Genomic DNA, 18,582 nt, shown 5'->3' with positions numbered 1-18,582 from the left:
CAACCTGCAAACGGAACGGGCGCCCTGAGGCGCCCGTCATTGTCTCACGGATCAGGTCCGGCTCAGTCCAGCGACTCGTCCATGGCGAAGCCGCCGCGGCCGTCGAGGGTGAAGCGGCCGTCCTGCATCGCCTTAACCCAACGGGCCGAGCGCTCCAGCCCGCCGAAGGCGAACAGGTGCAGCTGGGCGATGCCGCAGCCGGGATCCTTGGCGCGGTAATCCGCCAGCTCGGTCAGCAGCTTGTCGGGCATCGACACGGAGGCCAGCTTGGCGATGTTCATCGCCTGCCGGGTCAGGAACCGCATCGACGGGCCGACGCCGCACATCGCGGCATAGTGGATCAGGCTCTTCAGCTTGGCCGGGCCAGCCAGGCCGAGATGGATCGGCAGCGTGTTGCCGGCGCGGCGCAGGTCGCGGTCCCAGGCGATGATCGCCTCGGCGTCGAAGCAGAACTGGGTGGCGATGTAAAGCTCGGTGCCGGTCGCCTTGGCATAGGCGTTCTTCTCGGCGACGGAGCGCGCGATCTCCTCGGCCGGGATGTCCTTGCTGCCCTCGGGATGGCCGGCGACGCCAATCGACTTGATGCCGTGCTGCTGCAGCAGGCCGGTCTCCAGCACCTGCATGCTGCGGTCGAACGGGCCGACAGGAGTCGACACGCCGCCGCCGATCACCAGCACCCGGTCGACCCCGGCCTCGCCGGCAAGGCGGCGCAGATAGTCGTCAAGCTGGGCCCGGCTCTCCAGGCTGCGGGCCGCAATATGCGGCACCGGCACCAGGCCTTCGCCGCGCAGCCGCGCCGCGGTCTGCACGATCTCGCCGAGATCGGCCCCCGGCAGCATGGTGATGTAGACCGGGGTGCCGGCCGGCAGATGCGCGCTGAAGCTGGCGGTCTTGGCGGCGATACCGGGCGCGGTCTCGATCGAGAGGTCGCGGAACAGGTCGACCACCGCCGTCTTCGGCGTCGGCAGCGAAACAACCTTGGTCGACCGATTGAACCCCAGCATCCACCGTCCTCCGTGAGCACGGCGCCATCACCGGCGCTTGAGTGACAAAATGGTGATGCCGGGGCGTTCGCGCTGCGTCGCCGACGACCGGAACTGTCCGGAAGGCGACACCGCAGCGCGATTGCGACACCCTGGTGCAGCGGTCATCCGTCCGGGTGCCAGGGTGGCGATCCTTTGGCATAGTAGGACTGGAAGCGGACCCGCGCACGAGACCGCCACCATCGAAGGGGGATCCATGTCCAAGACAGCGCTGTACGCCTGCCTGGCCGTCCTGCTGGCCGCCGCCCTGCTGCCGGTCAACCGGGCCTCCGCGCAGGAGGCGGCCTGGCCGGCCAAGCCGGTCGTCATCATCGTGCCCTTCGCCCCGGGCGGGAACACCGACCTGTTCGGCCGCCTGCTGGCCGACGAGATGAGCAAGACCTTCGGCCAGCCCTTCGTGGTCGAGAACAAGCCCGGTGCCGGCGGCGGCATCGGCACCGAGCAGCTGGCCCGGGCCGAGCCGGACGGCTACACGCTGGGCATGGGCACGGTCGGCACCCATGCGATCAACCCCTGGGTGTTCAAGGATCTGGGCTACGACGCCGAGACCGATTTCGCGCCGATCTCGCTGGCCGCCACCCTGCCGAACCTGCTGGTGGTCAACCCGTCCTTCCCGGCGAAGTCGGTGCCGGAGCTGATCGCGCTCCTGAAGGCCGAGCCGGACGGCCACAGCTACGCCTCCTCCGGCTTCGGCACCTCGATCCACCTCGCCGCCGCGGCGTTCGAGATCCATGTCGGCTCCCATATGACCCATGTGCCCTACAAGGGCAGCGCCCAGGCGCTGGGCGACGTCGTCGCCGGCATGTCGACATGATCTTCGACAACATCCCGACGGCGATGGAGCAGGCCCGCGCCGGCACCGTGCGCCCGCTGGCGGTGACCGGGCTGGAGCGGACGCCGACCCTGCCGGACGTGCCGGCGATGGCCGAGTTCTTCCCCGGCTTCGACATCACCTCCTGGCAAGGCCTGCTGGCGCCGGCCGGCACGCCGCCCGCCATCGTCGAGAAGCTCAGCACCGAGGTGCAGCGGATCATGCGCCTGCCCGAGGTCCGGGCGCGGATCGAGCCGCTGGGGGCCAAGCCGATCGGCAGCACCGCCGCGGAGTTCGCGGCCTACATCACGACCGAGAAGGCGAAGTACAAGCCGATCGTCGAGGCCTCCGGCGCCACCGCGCAGTAGCGGCTATCGTTGCTCCGCCGCGATGCGCAGCCCGAGCCCGATCAGCAGGGCGCCGGTGACGCCTTCGATGGCGCGGCGGATGCGCGGCCGGCGCAGCACGTCGCCGGCCCTGGCCACGGCGACGGCATAAGCGGCGAGCCAGAGGAATGTCATCAGGCTGAACGCCAGCCCGAGGACCAGGAAGGCGGTGAAGGCCGGCTGGCCCGCCGGCACGAATTGCGGCAGCAGGCTGGCGAAGAACACCGCCATCTTCGGGTTGCCGAGATCGCTGACCAGCCCCTGGCGGAACGCCGCGCCGCGGCCCAGCCGTTTGGCCGGCCGGGCCGAGGTGGTCGCGTCGCCGCCCCCACCCGGCCGCCAGGCGGCGCGCAGCGCGTGCAGGCCGAGCCAGACCAGATAGGTGGCGCCGGCATATTTCACCGCCAGGAACAGCGGCTCGGATGCCACCAGCAGGGCGACGATACCGAGGCTGGTGGCGAAGGCCCAGATCGCTTGGCCGACCGAGACACCAAGCGCGGTGCAGATGCCACCGGCGCGGCCGCCGAGCAGGGCGTTGCGCACGGTGACCGCGGTGTCGGGCCCGGGCGTGACGATGACCAGCGCCGACACCCCGAGAAACGCCACGACCGAACTTGCCTCCATCGCCGCTCTCCCGTTCCTGCTCTTCACTCTGGCAACGGTAGCGGCCAAGCTCCTTGGGAGTCGAGTCAGCCGCTACTTCGGCCAGCGTCCCGGCGGCCAATCGCGGGCCCCGTGGATCACATGCAGGATGGTCACCACCTCACCGCCCGCCGGGTACGGGCCGATGGCGTAGGCGATGATGTAGGGCAATCCGGTCACGACCTTCTCATAGGTCCCGACGATGCGTCCTCGGCGGCCGGTCGGCAGTCGACCGAGCCGCAGCGCAGCCGCATCCAGCCGCTCCGCGACTGAGTCCGCGGCGAAAGGGTCGTCCTAGGAGATGTATCGCATGATGTCGAGATAGTCGCGACGGGCGGCGTCCGACCAGACGACAGTCCTCACCCGCGCCCGGCCTTCCTCGCCGCCTTTGCGGCATCGATGATGGCACGGCCCTCCGCCATGACCTGCTCATGCGGCACGACCCGGCCGGCCTCCATATCAGCGAGGCCGCGCCGAATACCCTCGATGATCTTCAGCTCACGGTCGACGAAGGCGGCGACGGCCTCCGCCGCCAGGAACGACCGGCTGCGGCGGGTGTCCCGGGCGATCCGGCCCAGCTTTTCCTTGACCTCGGGATCGAGCCGAATGGTCATGGTGGTGCTCTCGGCCATCATTCGCTCCTGTGTGCGATTGTGTACATCCTAGCAGAGAAGCCGCATCGCATCGAAGCCCGCCTCACCGCCCCCCCGGCCGCACCCCGAAGCTGGCCAGGAACCCGAGCGTTCCCAGCAGTGCTGCGATGCCGAACACCCAGGTGGCGGCGTGGACGATCGCGTCCGGCGCCAGCGCCGCGGCCATGCCGGCCTCGTTGGCGATCAGACCGGCCACCGCGGCGCCGACGGCATAGCCGCCGGACTGCAGCGTCGGCAGCAGGGCCGAGGCGGAATCGCGCTCGCCCGGCCGCGCCGCCTCCATCACCGCCTGACTCAGGAAGGCCCAGGAGATGCCGAAGCCGGCGCCGATCAGCACCTGGCACAGCATCAGGAGCCAGGGCTGGCCCGTCGCCAGCGCCGCCATCACCCCGAGCAGGCCGAGCGCCAGCAGGAAGGGCCCGATCCGGATCAGCCGGCGCTGCATCTCCGGCCGGACGGTGCCGGCGACCAGCACGGCCGAGCCGCTCCAGGACAGCGCCATCAGCGCGCTGACATAGCCGGCCATGGTCGGGCCGTAGCCCCAGAGATGCTGGACGGTGATGTTGAGATAGACCGTGGTCGCGGCCTGGGCCACCGGCATCAGCAGCACCACCCAGAGCCCCGCCCCCACCGTCGAGCCGAAGGTGAAGGCGTCGGACGGGAACAGCCGGTCGCGGCTGCGCCGGTCGGCCAGCACCACCGCCGCCAGGACCAGCATCGCAATCGCGACGCACAGCCCCGCCTGCCAGCTCTCCGGCACGATGCCGGCGACCGAGACCAGCATGATGCCGGCGGCGCAGCCGAGCAGGCGCAGCACCGGCACCGTGCCGCCGCCGCCGCGGCTGCCCTCGGCCGGTACCACGACCCCGACCAGCAGGGCGAAGATCGCGATCAGCGGCACATTGATCAGGAAGGCGGCACGCCAGGACACGGTCTCGGTCAGCACGCCGGACAGGAGCGGCCCGCCGAAGGCGGCGGCGGCCCAGACGATCGCCTCGGCCCCGAACACCTTGGGGATCAGCCGCGACGGGAACATCTCCGGGATCAGCGCGTAGCAGACCGCGGCGATCACCCCTTCCCCCGCACCCTGGGCCAGGCGGCCGACCAGCACCATCGGCATCGATGTGGCGAAGCCGCAGACCAGCGTGCCGGCCAGGAAGGCCAGCGCCGCCAGCAGCAGCGCCGGGCGGGTGCCGAACCGCTGCTTCAGCGTCGCCGCGGCGGCGCCGCCGACGATGGCGGCGACGAGGAAGACGGTGAAGGCCCAGCTGATCAGCCCGACGCCGCCGAGCTCGACCACCGCGGTGGGCAGCGAGGTCGAGACCAGGAAGGCGTTGAGCGCGTACAGCGCCACGCCCAGGCACAGCGTGGCGACGGTCGCAGCATAGCGCCGGCCCAGCAGCTCGCCCCACCTTCCGTCGATCGTTTCCTCCATGACCCATCCTTTTTTACAAGTTATCTCTTGCTATATCGGTGCCATTAAAAAAGCAACGGCTTTGAAAATCGACGCCCGCTTCTGCTCCCGCATCCTCAAGCCGCGACCCGGCATCGGGCAAGGGCCGACGCAAACGGGTCAGGATACAAGCATAACTAGCCATGCGGGCCCGATCCGTGCAGGATCCCGTTATTGACCGACGACACTATTCGTCTCGAACAGCCGAAGGGAAACCACAGACCGGCACCGCGTTTCCAAGACACCGACCGCGTTTCATAAAATAGTATTCAGGGAGAGTTCAGTGTTTGCGGCAAGAAACCGGCGCCCGGGCGCCGCGCTGGTCTGAGGCGCGCCATGGATATCGGCACCATCACCACCATCCGCCGGCCACAGACGGCCGGGGAGATCGCCGGGTGGCGGCCCTCCTGGGCCTGGCTCGCCGGCGGCACCTGGCTGTTCTCCGAACCGCAGCCGGACACCGACACGCTGATCGACCTGCATGGCCTCGGCTGGCCGGAGCTGGAGGCCGGGCCCGACGGGCTGACCATCGGCGCCACCTGCCGCATCGCCACACTGTACCGCTTCGCGGCGCCCGCGGGCTGGGCCGCGGCGCCGCTGTTCCGGTCCTGCTGCGAGGCCTTCCTGGCCGGGTTCAAGATCTGGAACGTCTCTACCGTCGGCGGCAATCTCTGCATGTCGCTGCCGGCCGGGCCGATGATCTCGCTGACCGCGGCGCTCGACGGCATCTGCACGCTGTGGCCGCGCGACGGCGCCCCGCGGCAGGTGGCGGTCAGCGACTTCGTCACCGGCAACCACGCCAATGTGCTGCGGCCCGGCGAGCTGCTGCGCAGCATCCACCTGCCGGCGGCGGCGCTGGCGCGGCGGGCGGCGATGCGGGTGATGTCGCTGACCAAGCTCGGCCGCTCCGCCGCCCTGGTGATCGGCACCAGCGGCGATGGCGGCGACCTGCATCTCTGCCTCACCGCCGCCACCGACCGCCCGGTCCATCTCCGCTTCGCCGCGATGCCCGACGCCGCCGCGCTGCAGGCAGCGCTCGATAAGCAGATCCCCGAGGCCCGCTGGTTCGGCGACGTCCACGGCTCCGCCCCCTACAAGCGCCACGTCGCCCGGCACCTCGCCGAGGAGGTGCGCCGCGAGCTCGCCGAAGGAGGCCGGGCATGAGCTGCATCATCGACGGACATCCGGTCGACGCTGCGTCGCTTCCGGGCCAATGCCTGCGCACCTTCCTGCGCGACCAGGGCGCCTTCGGCGTCAAGAAGGGCTGCGACGCCGGCGATTGCGGCGCTTGCACGGTGTGGCTGGACGGGGAGCCGGTGCATTCCTGCCTGCTGCCCGCCTTCCGCGCCGAGGGCCGCACGGTCACCACCATCCAGGGCCTGGCCGAGGGCGAGGCGCTGCACCCGGTGCAGCAGGCCTTCCTCGACTCCGCCGGCTTCCAGTGCGGCTTCTGCACCGCCGGGATGATCATGACCGTCGCCGCGCTGGACGAGCACCAGCGCGCCGACCTGCCCCACTCCCTGAAGAACAACCTGTGCCGCTGCACCGGCTACCGCGCCATCGCCGACGCCATCCACGGCGTCCCGGCGGCGGAGGAGGACGTCGCCGGCGAAGCCTGCGGCGCCAGCCTGCGCAACCCGTTCGGCCGCGACATCGTCACCGGCCACGCCGCCTACACCATGGATGTGGCGATGGACGGGCTGCTGCATCTGAAGGTGCTGCGTTCGCCCCACGCCCATGCCCGGATCCGCGGCATCGACCGCAGTGCCGCCGCCGCCATGCCTGGCGTGGTCGCGATCTTCACCTGGGAGGACGTGCCGCGCCGGCTGTTCAGCACGGCGACGCATGAGGACCATCTGGTCGACCCCGACGACACCTATATGCTCGACGACGTCGTCCGCTTCGTCGGCCAGCGCGTCGCCGCGGTGGTGGCGGAGAGCGAGGCGATCGCCGCCGCCGCCTGCCGCGCTTTGGTGGTCGACTACGAGCCCCTGCCCGCCGTGTTCGACCCCGAGGCGGCGATGCGGCCCGACGCGCCGGTGCTGCACGACCGCGGCGTCACCGGCGGCAGCAATGTCTATGCCCGCATCAAGGGCGAGGTCGGCAGCGTCGCCGAGGGCTTCGCCGAGGCGGATGTGGTGCAGGAGGCGACCTATTCCACCTCGCGCGTCCAGCATGCCCATCTCGAGACCCATGGCTCGATCGCCTGGCAGGATGCGGATGGCCGGGTGCATGTCCGCACCAGCTCGCAGGCGCCGTTCATCGTGCGGCAGAAGCTGAGCCATGTCTTTGCCCTGCCGGTACAGGACCTGCATGTCTTCACCGGCCGCGTCGGCGGTGGCTTCGGCGGCAAGCAGGAGATGATCACCGAGGACCTGTGCGTCCTCGCCGCGCTGCGCACCGGCCGGCCGGTGAAGTGGGAGTACACGCGCGAGGAGCAGTTCACCGCCGCCACCACGCGCCACCAGATGACCACCCGGGTGAAGCTGGGCGCCCGGCGCGACGGCACGCTGACCGCGATCGAGCTGCGCGTCGTCTCCAACACCGGCGCCTATGGCGGCCATGCCGGCGAGACGCTGGCGGCGGCGCTGGGCACCCCGATCTCGGCCTATCGCCCGGCCCATAAGAAGGCCGACGGCGCCGTGGTCTACACCAACATCGTCCCGGCCGGCGGCTTCCGCGGCTATGGCGCCTCGCAGACCACCTTCGCGGTGGAATCGGCGATCGACGACCTCGCCCGCAGCCTGCGCCTCGACCCGTTCGCGATGCGCCGCCGCAACATGATCCGCCCGACCGACTGGATCGAATCGATCTGGTCGGAGACGTCCGACGTGGATTTCGGCAGCTACGGCCTCGACCAGTGCCTCGACCTGGTCGAGCAGGCCCTTTCCAGCGGCCGCGGGGCGCCCCGCCCCGACAGTCCGGACTGGGCCGAGGGCACCGGCGTCGCCATGGCGATGCTGGAATGCGGCCCGCCGACCGAGCACCGGTCGGGCGCGGAGATGAGCCTGACGGCGGCCGGCGGCTACCACCTCGCCGTCGGCTCCACCGAGATGGGCAACGGCTCGGCCACCGCCCACCGCCAGATCGCCGCCGGGCTGCTGCAGTGCCGGGCCGGCCAGATCGGCATCGCCATCGCCGACACCGACCGCACGCCCTACGACACCGGCACCTTCGCCAGCACCGGCACCGTGGTCGCCGGCCAGGCCGTGGCCCTGACCGCCGCGACGCTGCGCGACTCGATCCTCGACTATGCCGGCCGGCACCTGCAGATGGATCGCGCCGACTGCCGGCTGGAGGCCGATGCCGTGGTCTGCGGCAACCACCGGATCGCGCTGGCCGATCTCCACGCCGCCGGCACCGCCGACGGCCACCGCTTCGTCGCCCGGCGCAAGGCCTATCTGTCGCCGCGCAGCGTCGCCTTCAACGTCCAGGGCATCCGCCTCGCCGTCCATCGCGCCACCGGCGAGGTCCGCATCCTGCACAGCGTCCACGCCGCGGATATCGGCCGGCCGATCAACCCGATGCAGTGCCGCGGCCAGATCGACGGTGCCATCGGCATGGCGATCGGCTGGGCGCTCTGCGAGAACATGGTCCATGACGGCGCCGGCCGGGTGGTCAACCCCAGCCTGCGCAACTACCGCATCCCGTCCTTCGCCGACATCCCGGCCAGCGAGGTGATGTTCGCCGACACCTATGACCGGATCGGCCCGCTGGGCGCCAAGTCGCAGGGCGAATGCGCGATCAACCCGGTGGCGCCGGCCATCGCCAACGCCCTGGCCGACGCCACCGGCGTGCGCTTCGCCCATCTGCCGCTGACGCCGGACCGGATCTACGACCGGCTGGGGGGCGCCGCCCGATGACCGCCGCCGCCGCGGCCGAGGCCGACGCCCCGGTCACCCTGATGGTGCAGACCCGCATCCGCGACGGGCAGGAGGATGCGTTCGGCCGCTGGCAGGCGCGGATCAGCGCCGCGGCGGCCGGGCAGCCGGGCTTCCTGGAGCAGTCGGTGATGCCGCCCAACCCGCCAGCCCAGCCGGACTGGGTGATCCTGCAGCGCTTCAGCAGCCAGTCGGGCGCGGTGGCCTGGCTGCGGTCGGACCGGCGCCAGGCCCTGGTGGCCGAGGCACAGGGCCTGTTGGCCGGGCTGGACGACGTGCATCTGGTGCCCGACGGCGCCGGCGGCGCCCTGCCCGCCCCGGCCTCGGCGGTGATCGCCACCAAGGTCAAGCCGGGGCAGGAGGCCGCGTTCCGGCGCTGGGAGCAGCGCATCGCCGCCGCCCAGGCCCGCGCCCCCGGCTTCCAGGGCTACCGGTTCCAGCCGCCGGTGCCGGGGGTGCAGGAGGATTGGCTGGCGATCCTGCGCTTCGACAGCGACCGCACGCTGCAGGGCTGGATGGAGAGCCCGGAGCGTCAGGCGCTGCTGGCCGAATCCGCCGCCTTCACCGAGGCGTTCCACGCCCGCATCGTCCGCACCGGCTTCGAGCCCTGGTTCGCGAGCGCCGGCGGCGCCGGCCCCGCGGTGCCGCCGGCGTGGAAGCAGAACATGGTGGTGATCGCGCTCCTGTACCCGGTCGTGTTCCTGTTCGGCGCCGCGGTGCAGACCCCGTTCCTGATGCAATACGAGGGCCTGCCCTTCTGGCTGGCGCTGTTCATCGCCAATGTCGTCAGCGTGCTGCTGCTGGCCCGGCTGGTGCCCTGGTTCGGCAAGCTGCTGGGCTGGTGGCTGACGCCAGGCGGGCGAAGGGACTGGCGCCGGGACGTTGCGGGCGCAGGCTTGATGATCGGGATCTATGCGGCGTGCCTGCTGGTGTTCTCGCAGCTGTAGGGAAGCCGCGGCTCCCGCCACCCCCGCGAGGAGTCCATGAAATGAGGGAACCGGCTTCGGCACCCTGATGTAGAGTATGCGCCGGTCGCTGCTGTTGGACCAATTTCGGTCGCAAGACATCTGCCAGGCGGCGTTGCGGAGGAGCGTGATGAGCTCGGAGAGATATGCTTACCAACGGAATATCGACAACTTCCATTCTCGCCTCCTGATGGAAGAACACACCGATATTCGCAGCGTCCTGCTCCGCCTGCTCATAGAGGAGGAAAACAAATTTGGCAGCAAACGGGAACAGATCGATCTCGTAAAAAACAAGATTGAGAAAAGCAAAATATTGATCGAAAAACAAAGAAACATTGTTGACAATCTTATCAGAGAAAACGGCAATCTGGTTTACGCCGACAGGATGCTGAAGAACTTCATCGAGACTCAGAACGTCCTGCTGCAGCGCCTTGCCGTGCTCGAAAAGTAGCTGGGGCATCGTATGCGCGACAGGCGCGGTCGACCGGGCCTGGCAGCCCGCATCGACCGCGGCCAGCAGCCGGAGCCTAGGCCTCGAGAAGTATGCTGATGGCAGAGTGAAGAGCGCCCAATGAAACCGGCTTGTGGAAGACAGCAGCCGCCGGCATTGCACTGATCCGGTCCTCACCAAAGGCGGTCAAGAAGCAGAACGGTATTCGCCTACGCCATAGAATCTCGACCACCGGAAAGATCCGGAGGCCGCGCTGCAAGCGAATATCGAGCAGGGCTCCGTGCAGAGTCTCCGACGTTGCAAGCTCGATCGCAGCCTCCAGATTGCCGACCGGGCCGACCACCTCCAGTCCTCTGGCGCGGATGGCATCCCTCATCTGGTCCGCCTGCACCAGTTCGTCCTCCACCAGCAGGATGCGAGCCCGCAAGGCTGCCGTCGGCACAAGGATCGCCCGGCCAGGCAACAGGGGCCCACCAGACTCGAGTGCGAGATGCCTTGCCTGCGCGGCCATATTCCGACAAGCCTCGGAGAGTGATGAACGAGAATAGCACGAATACAATAAAAAACACGGCATGAATTTTACGGAGCCTGGATCCAGGACGCCGAAGATTGACCAAGATCAGTCCGACTGAAAGAACATACACCTATTAAAGAAGCAAAGCATCCTGCCTTCGGCTACGGCTCACCCACTTTGACTGTTCTCGCTCAACCGAACCAGGGAGGTGGAGAAGCCTGTCGCGATCTGGCTCACATCCGGAGCCAGATCGGCAATGTAATCGAAGCGGCCTGCCATGATCAGCGCCCGCCGCCCGCTCTCGATTGCCTGACACCGGACGAGCGGCTTTACTGTCCTGCCCGCCCGGCCTGGCGCATCGCGCCAGCCAGTACGGAGACTTTGATGGGCGTCAGGAATTATCTGATCGAAGGTGTCTCCGGCACCGGCAAGACCTCGGTCTGCAACGAACTGCGACGACGCGGCTACCATTCCATCAATGGCGACAGGGAGTTCGCCTATCAGGGCGATCCGGAAACCGGTGCGGCCCTGGATGGCTTCGCCCACGAGCATCATATCTGGGATGTCGGGAGGGTCAGGGCCTTGGTGGCCAACCGCAGTCATCCGGCATCATTCTTTTGCGGCGGCTCCCGGAATTTCGACCGCTTCATCGATCTGTTCGATGGCGTTTTCATACTCGAGGTGGATCCGGACACGTTGAACCGGCGCCTTGCAGCCCGGCCTGCGAACGAGTGGGGTGGACGGCCAAGCGAACGGGACTTCATTGCCCGGCTATACGCAACGAAGGAAGATCTCCCCAAGATTGGTGTCGTGATCGATGCCACAGCGCCGATCGCCCGTATCGTCGACGAGATTCTAAGACAATGCGCGTAGGTCGCCGACAATGCGGCGCGCAGATCGTGCCCAACCGCACTTCTGCGCGACGGCGGTTCAAGCTATTCTGCAGAAGCTGGAATGGAGATTTGCAGCATGGCGAAGCTCGTCTTCGGAATGAACCAGTCCCTGGACGGCTACGTCGACCACCAGGAATTTCAGACCGGCCCCGCGCTGTTTCATCACTGGATCGAGCACGTGCGCGACCTGACCGGCAGTGTGTACGGTCGCCGCATGTACGAGATCATGCGCTATTGGGATGAAGACGACCCCAAATGGGACGCGGAGCGACGCGACTTCGCGGCGGCGTGGCGGAGCCAGCCGAAATGGGTCGTGTCGCGCTCGTTGAAGTCCGTCGGCCCCAACGCCACGCTTGTCGAGGATGACCTCGAGACGGTGGTCCGTGGGCTGAAGGCTCGGCTCGCTGGGGAGATTGCAGTCTCCGGACCGGACCTGGCGCAAAGCCTGACCGACCTTGGCCTCATCGATGAGTATCGACTCTATCTACACCCCGTCGTGCTGGGTCGCGGCACGCCATTCTTCGCCGGCTCGCGGTCGTCGCTCCGCCTTGTGGCCAGCGATCTGCTTGGCGAGGACGTCATCAGGCTGACCTACGTTCCTGCCTGATCGCGCCGCTCGCCCGACGGGCTGCGCCGACACGCCGGGTCCGCGGAGGGTCGCACGCGGCCAGCGGATCTGCTGGCCGCGCTGGCCCGGACGCTGCCGTCGGATGACGCGGACCGGCGGTCGCCGGGGAAGTCAGAAAACCATCGACCCGACCGTATCTCGATCGCGTTCCATGAAGCTGTCGGCGCCGGACGTGCGATCCTCGACCCGAAGCGCCGACAGGAGGACAGGATGGGCACACGGAAGCTCGAGGCCCTGCGCACCCGTTACGGCTCCGCCGGTGGCGCGGACCTGGACGACCCGGATTTCCGCAAGGCGGCGTCGCTGCAATTCGGCGATGGCGACCGGCGCAGGCTGCCCTTCGCCGACCCGTCGACCCTGCTCGACGCGCCCTTCCGGCCGGATGCCGCGAAAGCCGGCTTCGATGGGATCGATGTCGCCCTGATCGGCGTGCCGATGGATCTCGGCGTCACCAACCGGGCCGGTGCGCGCCTCGGCCCGCGGGCGGTGCGCGGGATCGAACGCATCGGGCCCTACGAGCATGTGCTGCGCATGACGCCGATGGCCGATTGCCGTGTCGCCGACATCGGCGACGTGCCGTTCCGCAGCCGCTTCAGCCTGGAGGAGTGCCATGCCGACATCGAAGCCTTCTTCACCAGGGTCGTGGCGGCGGGCGTCATCCCGCTCGCCGTGGGCGGCGACCATTCGATCAGCCGCGCGATCCTGGCGGCGGTCGGCCGCGATCGGCCGGTCGGCATGATCCACATCGATGCGCATTGCGATACCGGCGGCAGCTTCGAAGGCGCCAAGTTCCACCATGGCGGCCCGTTCCGGCATGCGGTCCTGGAGGGCACGCTGGACCCGGACCGGACGATCCAGATCGGCATCCGCGGCGGCGCCGAATATCTCTGGGAGTTCTCCTACGCCTCCGGCATGACCGTGATCCATGCCGAGGAGGTGCCGAAGCTCGGCCTGCCCGCGGTGATCGCCCGGGCGCGGGAGGTGGTCGGCGACGGCCCCACCTATGTTTCCTTCGACGTCGATGGCCTGGACCCCGGCTTCGCCCCCGGCACCGGCACGCCCGAGGTCGGCGGCCTCCAACCGCGCGAGGTGCTGGACCTGCTGCGGGGCCTGGCCGGCATCGATTTCGTCGGCGGCGACGTGGTCGAAGTGGCGCCGCAATACGACGCAACCACCAACACCGCCCAGTGCGGAGCCCAGGTGCTGTTCGAGTTGCTGTGCCTGGCGGTCAAGTCGAGGTCGGACGCGGCCGCAGGAACCCGGTGACGGAATTTGGTTTTAGCGGTCTTCCGCCCGCTGCTGGCCGTGCCAATGGGCAGTTGCCCTCGCGCTTCAGCCGATCTGGAACGCGAGGGTCTGGAGCCAAAGCCGTCTTCCGCCAGCCCGGCCGGCGCCAGCACGCTCGGGTAATAGTAGCGGTGGACCTCTGGATCGGCGTTGATCGCCGAAAACCCGCCCGATCGCGGCCCTCCCAGGGACGCAGCAGCAGCCGGGGGGTCGAGCCGGATGATCCGTCGCTCCGCCCGGCCGGAGACCAGGGCGGCCTCTTACTCGAGCATGCCGAGAGCCTGCTTGTAGAGATCGAGCAGCTCTTCCTGCTCGCGGCGGTCGTCCTGCTCCATCTTCCGCAGACGGATGATCTGGCGGATGATCTTGGCGTCGAAGCCGGTGCCCTTGGCTTCGGCGTAGACATCCTTGATGTCGCCCGCGATCCCCGCCTTCTCCTCCTCGAGCCGCTCGATGCGCTCGATGAACGACTTCAGGCGATCCGCGGCGATACCACCGACATCCGACATGGCTGGTCCTCAACAGGGTCTTTCAGGGCGCGGGACCATAAAGCGGCCGGGCCGGCCCGGCAAGCAGGCTGTCCCGGCCCAGCACCGGCGCGGGAGTCCGGCCGGCGGCGAGTGCGTTCGGCCGGCCCGATTCGGCCATGGGCGACTTGTCTCGCGTTGCCTCTCCCGCCTGGCGGGAGAGGTCGACAGCGCGCAGCGCTGGCGGGTGAGGGCTGGTCCCGGCCTCGACGTCCTCCCCTCACCCGGAGCCGCTTCGCGCCTCCGACCTCTCCCGTAAACGGGAGAGGCAAAAGGAAACGATCCTCAGTGCTTGTTGGCGGCGTCGAACGCCTTCTTCTGGCCGGCCGAGGCCTCCTTCTGGTGCTTGGCCTTCCAGCTGTCATAGGGCTCGCCATAGACGACCTCGCGCGCCTCGGCATCCGGCAGCGGGATGCCGCGCTGCTCCGCCGCCTCACGGTACCAGCGCGACAGGCAGTTGCGGCAGAAGCCGGCGAGATTCATCAGGTCGATGTTCTGCACGTCGGTGCGCTGGCGCAGATGCTCGACCAGGGTGCGGAAGGCGGCGGCCTCCAGCTCCGTGCGGGTCTTGGCGTCGATTTCAGTCTTGGGGGGCTCGGTCATGACGGTGTCCACGGGTTCCGGAACTCGGGATGTGGTGTCTCAGGACGAGGGCTGCAGCCCCTCCTTGGTCTCCAGGATCAGCCGGTCGACCACGCGGCGCAGCGCCTCGGCCTCGTCGGCGCCCCCGGCCAGGGCCTGGTAATAGGCGGCGAGCTGGCGGTGGGCCGAGGTGCCTTGCGCCAGGATATTGCGCGTATGGGCGATCTCCGCCTCGCAGCCCAGCGCCGCCGCGTCCTCCGCCACCATGGCCAGCACCTCCTCCAGCAGCTCGGCATAGGGCACCAGCTTGCCCTTGCCCCAGTCGATCAGCCCTTCCTCGAAGCCGTAGCGCATGGCGCGCCAGCGGTTCTCCTCGATCAGCACGCTGCGGTAGCGGCGCCAGGCGATGTTCTGGGCGCGCAGGCGCCACAGCATCCGCAGCAGGCACTGGTACAGCGCGGCGACGGCCAGCCCGTCCTCGACCCGGGTGCAGACGTCGATGACCCGCATCTCCAGCGTCGGGAAGCGGGCGGAGGGGCGGATGTCCCACCAGATCTTGCTGCCGTCCTCGATCACCCCGGCCTGGACCAGCGCCGCCAGCGCCGCCTCGTATTCGCCATAGCTCTGGAACTCCTCCGGCATGCCGGTGCGCGGCAGCTCGGAGAACACGGCCAGGCGGTAGGATTTCAGCTTGGTGTCGGTGCCCTGCCAGAACGGCGAGGAGGTGGTCAGGGACAAGAGATGCGGCAGGAAGTAACGTACCTGCCGCATCAGGTCGATGCGCAGATTCGGATCCTCGATCCCGGCATGGACATGGGTGCCGCAGATCAGCAGGCGCCGCACCGGCACGCCGAGGTCGCGCGCCAGCTGGTCGTAGCGGCTGCGGTCGGTGTGCTTCTGCGGCCGCCAGGTGCCGAAGGGATGGGTCGAGGCGGCGATCAGCGCCAGGCCGTGCCGCTCCGCCTCCTCCACCACCGACCGGCGCAGCCGGGTCAGCTCGGCCCGCGCCTCGGCGATGCTGCGGCAGACCGGGGTGCCGACCTCGACCTGGCAGCGGAAGAACTCGCGGGCGACGGCGCCCTCGTGCCGGTGCTCCAGCGCCTCGACCAGCTCGGCCGGCGGGTCGGGCACCAGGTCGCGGCTGACCGGGTCGACCAGCAGGTACTCTTCCTCGATGCCGAGGGTCAGCGCGGGTTCGGTCATGCGACGGCCTGCAGGGGCTGGTACAGGGCCGGGTCGGCCAGGATCGGGGCGAACAGCTCGGCCATCCGGTCGGCCCAGGCCTCGGCCGCGGCGTCGACCGCGATCAGGTCCTGCCGCATCTCGATCAGCACATGCGGCAGGCCGCGCGGCTCGGCGTGGTGGTGGATGGTGTAGCCATGCTCGTTGCGGCCGGAATAGGGCTGGTTGTCGCCGACCGTGATCTCCGGGTCGCGGCGCAGCGCCTCCATCAGCGGCAGCGGGATGCGGCCGTCGTCGCGCCACAGCACCCCGACCTGCCAGGGCCGGGCGAAGCCGCGCATCACTGGCGTGAAGCTGTGCAGCGACAGCAGCGCCGGGGCCGGGCAGCGCGCCGCGATCCGGTCCATCTGTGCCGCGACCGCGTCGTGATAGGGGTGGAAGAAGGCGGCGGCCCGCGCCGCCTCGTCCTCCCGCGTCAGCTTGGCATTGCCGGGCACGATCACGCCGTCGCTGATGGCGCAGATCGAGGTCGGGTCGTCGAGCTGCCGGTTCGGATCCAGGATCAGCCGCGAATAGCGGTGCAGCACCAGCGTCGCGTCCAGCCGCTCGGCCAGGCGGCGCGAGAAGGCCGCGATGCCGATGTCGTAGGCGACATGGCGGTCGAGCGCCCCCATGTCGACACTGAGCGTGCCGAGGGATTTCGGGAAGGCGCGGCCGGCATGGTCCGCGACCAGCAGGGCGCAGGCCTTGCCGTCGGGGTTCACCAGCTCGAAGGGCGGCGGGTCGTCGGGTCCGAGAAGCGTCATCGCCGAGACCCTAGCAGGGCGCCGCGGCGCTGTGGAGGGCGCGACGCAACGCCAGGTGCGTGCGGCGAACTTGTCGGACATGATAGGACCGAGACGATCGACCGATCACGCCATTCGAGGTGAGACCATGACCAGCCCCCTGCCCGTCTTCCCGGATCTCGCCGGCAAGGCCGTCCTGATCACCGGCGCCAGCACCGGCATCGGCGCCGCCGCCGCTCGCGCCTTCGGCCAGAACAAGGCCAGGGTGGCGGTGAACTACAACTCCAGCCGCGAGGCCGCCGAGGCGGTGGTCGCCGACATCAAGGCCGCCGGCGGCGAGGCGATCCTCGCGGCCGGCGACGTCACCAAGCCGGAGACGGCGCAGGCCCTGATCGAGCAGACCGTGGCCGCCTTCGGCCGGCTGGATGTGCTGATCAACAATGCCGGCGCGCTGGTCAAGCGCACCCCGATCGCCGAGTACAGCGACGACTTCGTCGACGCGGTGCTGGACGTCAATGTCCGCCACGTCATCCGCTTCATGCGCGAGGGCTCGGCCCAGATGCGTCGGCAGGGCGGCGGCGGGGCGATCATCAATCTCAGCTCGATCGCCGCGCGCAGCGGCGGCGGCCCCGGCTCGGTGATCTACGCCGCGGCCAAGGGCTTCGTCGCCGTCGCCACCCGCGGCTGGGCCAAGGAGCTGGTGAAGGATGGGATCCGGGTCAACGCCGTCTCGCCCGGCGTCATCACCACCCCGTTCCACGAGCGCTTCTCGACCCCGGAGCAGCTGGCGGCGATGCAGGCGACGATCCCGATGAACCGGCTGGGCGCGTCCGAGGACTGCGCCGCCGCCTTCCTCTATCTCGCCTCCGAGGCCGCCAGCGGCTACGTGACCGGCCAGATGGTCGAGATCAACGGCGGCCAGTCGATGCCGTAAGGCACCAGGGAGGCCATCCGCCGGATGGCCTCCCGCCCCCGTCACTTCCAGTCGGTGCTGCTGCTCTCGCCGTTCAGGAAAGGCATCACCGTTGCCGGCAGCTGCGGCGACAGGAAGATGTCGTAATGGGTCGCGCCGGGCAGGATGGCCAGGCGGTTCTGCGACATGTGCTCGCGCTGCCAGCCGGCGTCGCGCAGCCCGCCGCCGAGCAGCTGGTAGAACTTCACCACATGCTCCGGCCGGTACATGTCGCTGTCGCCGAAGACCAGCATCACCGGCATGGTCAGCTTCGGCACATCCCCCGAGAAGTCGTAGGGCTTGCGCATCAGCGCGCCCATGGCGTCGAGCAGCCGCGGGAAGTCCTCCGGCTTCGGCGCCACCGCGACATACGACGTGTACATCGGCGTGCCCTTCATCATCTCGGCCATGCCGGCGCCGACCGCGGCCTGCTGCGGCAGCATCTCCGGATAGAAGCCGTCCGACGCGTAGCCGGCCGAGACCAGGGCCAGGCGCCGCACCATCTCCGGATGCTGCACCGCCAGCTGGAAGGCGACGCCGCCGCCCAGCGAATAGCCCAGCACATCCGCCTTCTGGACGCCGAGCTGCTGCAGGATCGTCGCCATGTCGGCGCCCATCGCCACCAGGTCGATCGGCCGGTCGCCCAGCGGCGTGCGGCCATGGCCCTGCAGGTCGACGGCGATGACCTGGCGCTTCGCCGCCAGCGTCGGCAGCAGCGGCGCGAACATGTCGATCGAGCCGAGGCCGCCATGCAGCAGCAGCAGCGGTTCGCCCTGGCCGCGGACCTCGTAATAATAGCTGATGCCGCCGGCCTCGGCATGGCCGCTGCGGACGGCCGAGGCCGGGGTCTGGGTCTGGGCGGCGGCGGGCACGGCGGCCAGCGTGGCGGCCGTGAGAACACCGGTCAGGATCGTCTTCAGCATGTCGGGCTCCATCCCCTGGCTGGC

The 18,582-nt window shown here is 69.3% G+C and carries 18 protein-coding genes and 2 pseudogenes; 9 read left to right on the top strand and 11 right to left on the bottom strand.

Annotated features, from left to right (window positions below; genetic code table 11):
- Window positions 1-62: 62 nt before the first annotated feature.
- Window positions 63-1,004: a metFprotein gene (locus tag FFK22_RS20550; RefSeq protein WP_138889671.1), complete on the bottom strand. Its 942-nt coding sequence runs from the start codon at window positions 1,002-1,004 to the stop codon at window positions 63-65.
- Window positions 1,005-1,053: 49 nt separating this feature from the next.
- On the opposite strand from FFK22_RS20550, the pseudogene FFK22_RS44805 reads away from it, so the two are divergent.
- Window positions 1,054-2,222, top strand: a pseudogene (locus FFK22_RS44805) (Bug family tripartite tricarboxylate transporter substrate binding protein).
- Between the two features lie 3 nt (window positions 2,223-2,225).
- On the opposite strand, the gene FFK22_RS20540 reads toward FFK22_RS44805, so the two are convergent.
- The 4 genes and pseudogenes from FFK22_RS20540 to FFK22_RS20525 all read right to left on the bottom strand — a co-directional run bounded on the left by FFK22_RS20540 (window position 2,226) and on the right by FFK22_RS20525 (window position 4,970).
- Window positions 2,226-2,864, bottom strand: a complete 639-nt coding sequence (locus FFK22_RS20540) for a LysE family translocator (RefSeq protein ID WP_138889670.1) — start codon at window positions 2,862-2,864, stop codon at window positions 2,226-2,228.
- A 72-nt stretch (window positions 2,865-2,936) separates the two neighbouring features.
- Window positions 2,937-3,161: pseudogene (locus FFK22_RS20535) on the bottom strand (type II toxin-antitoxin system RelE/ParE family toxin); the annotation flags it as partial.
- Window positions 3,162-3,241: 80 nt separating this feature from the next.
- Window positions 3,242-3,514, bottom strand: coding sequence for a CopG family ribbon-helix-helix protein (locus FFK22_RS20530; protein WP_138889669.1), 273 nt, complete (start codon window positions 3,512-3,514; stop codon window positions 3,242-3,244).
- A gap of 64 nt (window positions 3,515-3,578) precedes the next feature.
- Window positions 3,579-4,970, bottom strand: coding sequence for an MFS transporter (locus tag FFK22_RS20525; protein WP_138889668.1), 1,392 nt, complete (start codon window positions 4,968-4,970; stop codon window positions 3,579-3,581).
- Window positions 4,971-5,324: 354 nt separating this feature from the next.
- Here FFK22_RS20525 and FFK22_RS20520 point away from each other — a divergent pair, with 354 nt between their 5' ends.
- From FFK22_RS20520 to FFK22_RS20505, 4 genes are all read left to right on the top strand, one after another.
- Window positions 5,325-6,152, top strand: coding sequence for an FAD binding domain-containing protein (locus FFK22_RS20520; RefSeq protein ID WP_138889667.1), 828 nt, complete (start codon window positions 5,325-5,327; stop codon window positions 6,150-6,152).
- Window positions 6,149-8,851: a molybdopterin-dependent oxidoreductase gene (locus tag FFK22_RS20515; protein WP_138889666.1), complete on the top strand. Its 2,703-nt coding sequence runs from the start codon at window positions 6,149-6,151 to the stop codon at window positions 8,849-8,851. Before FFK22_RS20520 ends, FFK22_RS20515 begins: the two co-directional genes overlap by 4 nt.
- Window positions 8,848-9,816 (top strand): antibiotic biosynthesis monooxygenase, encoded by a 969-nt coding sequence (locus tag FFK22_RS20510; protein ID WP_138889665.1) that lies wholly within the window; start codon window positions 8,848-8,850, stop codon window positions 9,814-9,816. Before FFK22_RS20515 ends, FFK22_RS20510 begins: the two co-directional genes overlap by 4 nt.
- 76 nt (window positions 9,817-9,892) lie before the next feature.
- Entirely contained in the window at window positions 9,893-10,285 is a 393-nt protein-coding gene (locus FFK22_RS20505) for a hypothetical protein (protein ID WP_138889664.1), read from the top strand.
- 76 nt (window positions 10,286-10,361) lie between these two features.
- Here FFK22_RS20505 and FFK22_RS20500 read toward each other — a convergent pair whose 3' ends face one another.
- On the bottom strand, window positions 10,362-10,796 hold the full coding sequence (locus FFK22_RS20500; RefSeq protein WP_186002560.1) for a response regulator: 435 nt from the start codon (window positions 10,794-10,796) through the stop codon (window positions 10,362-10,364).
- A gap of 387 nt (window positions 10,797-11,183) precedes the next feature.
- Here FFK22_RS20500 and FFK22_RS20495 point away from each other — a divergent pair, with 387 nt between their 5' ends.
- The 3 genes from FFK22_RS20495 to FFK22_RS20485 all read left to right on the top strand — a co-directional run bounded on the left by FFK22_RS20495 (window position 11,184) and on the right by FFK22_RS20485 (window position 13,586).
- The gene (locus FFK22_RS20495) at window positions 11,184-11,672 is read left to right on the top strand and encodes an AAA family ATPase (protein WP_138889662.1); all 489 of its coding nucleotides are present in this window, start codon (window positions 11,184-11,186) and stop codon (window positions 11,670-11,672) included.
- Between the two features lie 96 nt (window positions 11,673-11,768).
- Window positions 11,769-12,299 (top strand): dihydrofolate reductase family protein, encoded by a 531-nt coding sequence (locus FFK22_RS20490; protein ID WP_138889661.1) that lies wholly within the window; start codon window positions 11,769-11,771, stop codon window positions 12,297-12,299.
- Window positions 12,300-12,530: 231 nt separating this feature from the next.
- A complete protein-coding gene (locus FFK22_RS20485) occupies window positions 12,531-13,586 on the top strand; it encodes an agmatinase (protein WP_138889660.1) in 1,056 nt (351 codons plus the stop codon).
- A gap of 281 nt (window positions 13,587-13,867) precedes the next feature.
- Here the strand turns inward: FFK22_RS20485 and FFK22_RS20480 are convergent, their stop codons facing one another.
- The 4 genes from FFK22_RS20480 to FFK22_RS20465 all read right to left on the bottom strand — a co-directional run bounded on the left by FFK22_RS20480 (window position 13,868) and on the right by FFK22_RS20465 (window position 16,704).
- Entirely contained in the window at window positions 13,868-14,116 is a 249-nt protein-coding gene (locus FFK22_RS20480) for a DUF2312 domain-containing protein (protein ID WP_034834984.1), read from the bottom strand.
- 303 nt (window positions 14,117-14,419) lie between these two features.
- Complete coding sequence (locus FFK22_RS20475) at window positions 14,420-14,737, bottom strand: DUF1244 domain-containing protein (protein WP_138889659.1); 318 nt, start codon at window positions 14,735-14,737, stop codon at window positions 14,420-14,422.
- 39 nt (window positions 14,738-14,776) lie between these two features.
- Window positions 14,777-15,919 (bottom strand): carboxylate-amine ligase, encoded by a 1,143-nt coding sequence (locus FFK22_RS20470; protein WP_138889658.1) that lies wholly within the window; start codon window positions 15,917-15,919, stop codon window positions 14,777-14,779.
- Window positions 15,916-16,704 (bottom strand): N-formylglutamate amidohydrolase, encoded by a 789-nt coding sequence (locus FFK22_RS20465; protein WP_221938729.1) that lies wholly within the window; start codon window positions 16,702-16,704, stop codon window positions 15,916-15,918. Before FFK22_RS20465 ends, FFK22_RS20470 begins: the two co-directional genes overlap by 4 nt.
- A gap of 127 nt (window positions 16,705-16,831) precedes the next feature.
- On the opposite strand from FFK22_RS20465, the gene FFK22_RS20460 reads away from it, so the two are divergent.
- A complete protein-coding gene (locus tag FFK22_RS20460; RefSeq protein ID WP_138889656.1) occupies window positions 16,832-17,617 on the top strand; it encodes an SDR family NAD(P)-dependent oxidoreductase in 786 nt (261 codons plus the stop codon).
- A gap of 41 nt (window positions 17,618-17,658) precedes the next feature.
- On the opposite strand, the gene FFK22_RS20455 is transcribed toward FFK22_RS20460, so the two are convergent.
- A complete protein-coding gene (locus FFK22_RS20455; RefSeq protein WP_138889655.1) occupies window positions 17,659-18,558 on the bottom strand; it encodes an alpha/beta fold hydrolase in 900 nt (299 codons plus the stop codon).
- Between the last annotated feature and the right edge of the window lie 24 nt (window positions 18,559-18,582).

Origin of the sequence: Mycobacterium sp. KBS0706 (assembly GCF_005938675.2) — a bacterium.
Taxonomy (GTDB): Bacteria; Pseudomonadota; Alphaproteobacteria; order DSM-16000; family Inquilinaceae; genus Inquilinus.
This window is presented reverse-complemented; position numbering and strand designations above follow the sequence as displayed.

Bases quoted from the DNA above. Each gene is read 5' to 3' on its own strand.
- FFK22_RS20550 (WP_138889671.1), bottom strand. From the start codon at position 1,004: ATGCTGGGGTTCAATCGGTCGACCAAGGTTGTTTCGCTGCCGACGCCG.
- FFK22_RS20540 (WP_138889670.1), bottom strand. From the start codon at position 2,864: ATGGAGGCAAGTTCGGTCGTGGCGTTTCTCGGGGTGTCGGCGCTGGTC.
- FFK22_RS20530 (WP_138889669.1), bottom strand. From the start codon at position 3,514: ATGGCCGAGAGCACCACCATGACCATTCGGCTCGATCCCGAGGTCAAG.
- FFK22_RS20525 (WP_138889668.1), bottom strand. From the start codon at position 4,970: ATGGAGGAAACGATCGACGGAAGGTGGGGCGAGCTGCTGGGCCGGCGC.
- FFK22_RS20520 (WP_138889667.1), top strand. From the start codon at position 5,325: ATGGATATCGGCACCATCACCACCATCCGCCGGCCACAGACGGCCGGG.
- FFK22_RS20515 (WP_138889666.1), top strand. From the start codon at position 6,149: ATGAGCTGCATCATCGACGGACATCCGGTCGACGCTGCGTCGCTTCCG.
- FFK22_RS20510 (WP_138889665.1), top strand. From the start codon at position 8,848: ATGACCGCCGCCGCCGCGGCCGAGGCCGACGCCCCGGTCACCCTGATG.
- FFK22_RS20505 (WP_138889664.1), top strand. From the start codon at position 9,893: ATGCGCCGGTCGCTGCTGTTGGACCAATTTCGGTCGCAAGACATCTGC.
- FFK22_RS20500 (WP_186002560.1), bottom strand. From the start codon at position 10,796: ATGGCCGCGCAGGCAAGGCATCTCGCACTCGAGTCTGGTGGGCCCCTG.
- FFK22_RS20495 (WP_138889662.1), top strand. From the start codon at position 11,184: ATGGGCGTCAGGAATTATCTGATCGAAGGTGTCTCCGGCACCGGCAAG.
- FFK22_RS20490 (WP_138889661.1), top strand. From the start codon at position 11,769: ATGGCGAAGCTCGTCTTCGGAATGAACCAGTCCCTGGACGGCTACGTC.
- FFK22_RS20485 (WP_138889660.1), top strand. From the start codon at position 12,531: ATGGGCACACGGAAGCTCGAGGCCCTGCGCACCCGTTACGGCTCCGCC.
- FFK22_RS20480 (WP_034834984.1), bottom strand. From the start codon at position 14,116: ATGTCGGATGTCGGTGGTATCGCCGCGGATCGCCTGAAGTCGTTCATC.
- FFK22_RS20475 (WP_138889659.1), bottom strand. From the start codon at position 14,737: ATGACCGAGCCCCCCAAGACTGAAATCGACGCCAAGACCCGCACGGAG.
- FFK22_RS20470 (WP_138889658.1), bottom strand. From the start codon at position 15,919: ATGACCGAACCCGCGCTGACCCTCGGCATCGAGGAAGAGTACCTGCTG.
- FFK22_RS20465 (WP_221938729.1), bottom strand. From the start codon at position 16,704: ATGACGCTTCTCGGACCCGACGACCCGCCGCCCTTCGAGCTGGTGAAC.
- FFK22_RS20460 (WP_138889656.1), top strand. From the start codon at position 16,832: ATGACCAGCCCCCTGCCCGTCTTCCCGGATCTCGCCGGCAAGGCCGTC.
- FFK22_RS20455 (WP_138889655.1), bottom strand. From the start codon at position 18,558: ATGCTGAAGACGATCCTGACCGGTGTTCTCACGGCCGCCACGCTGGCC.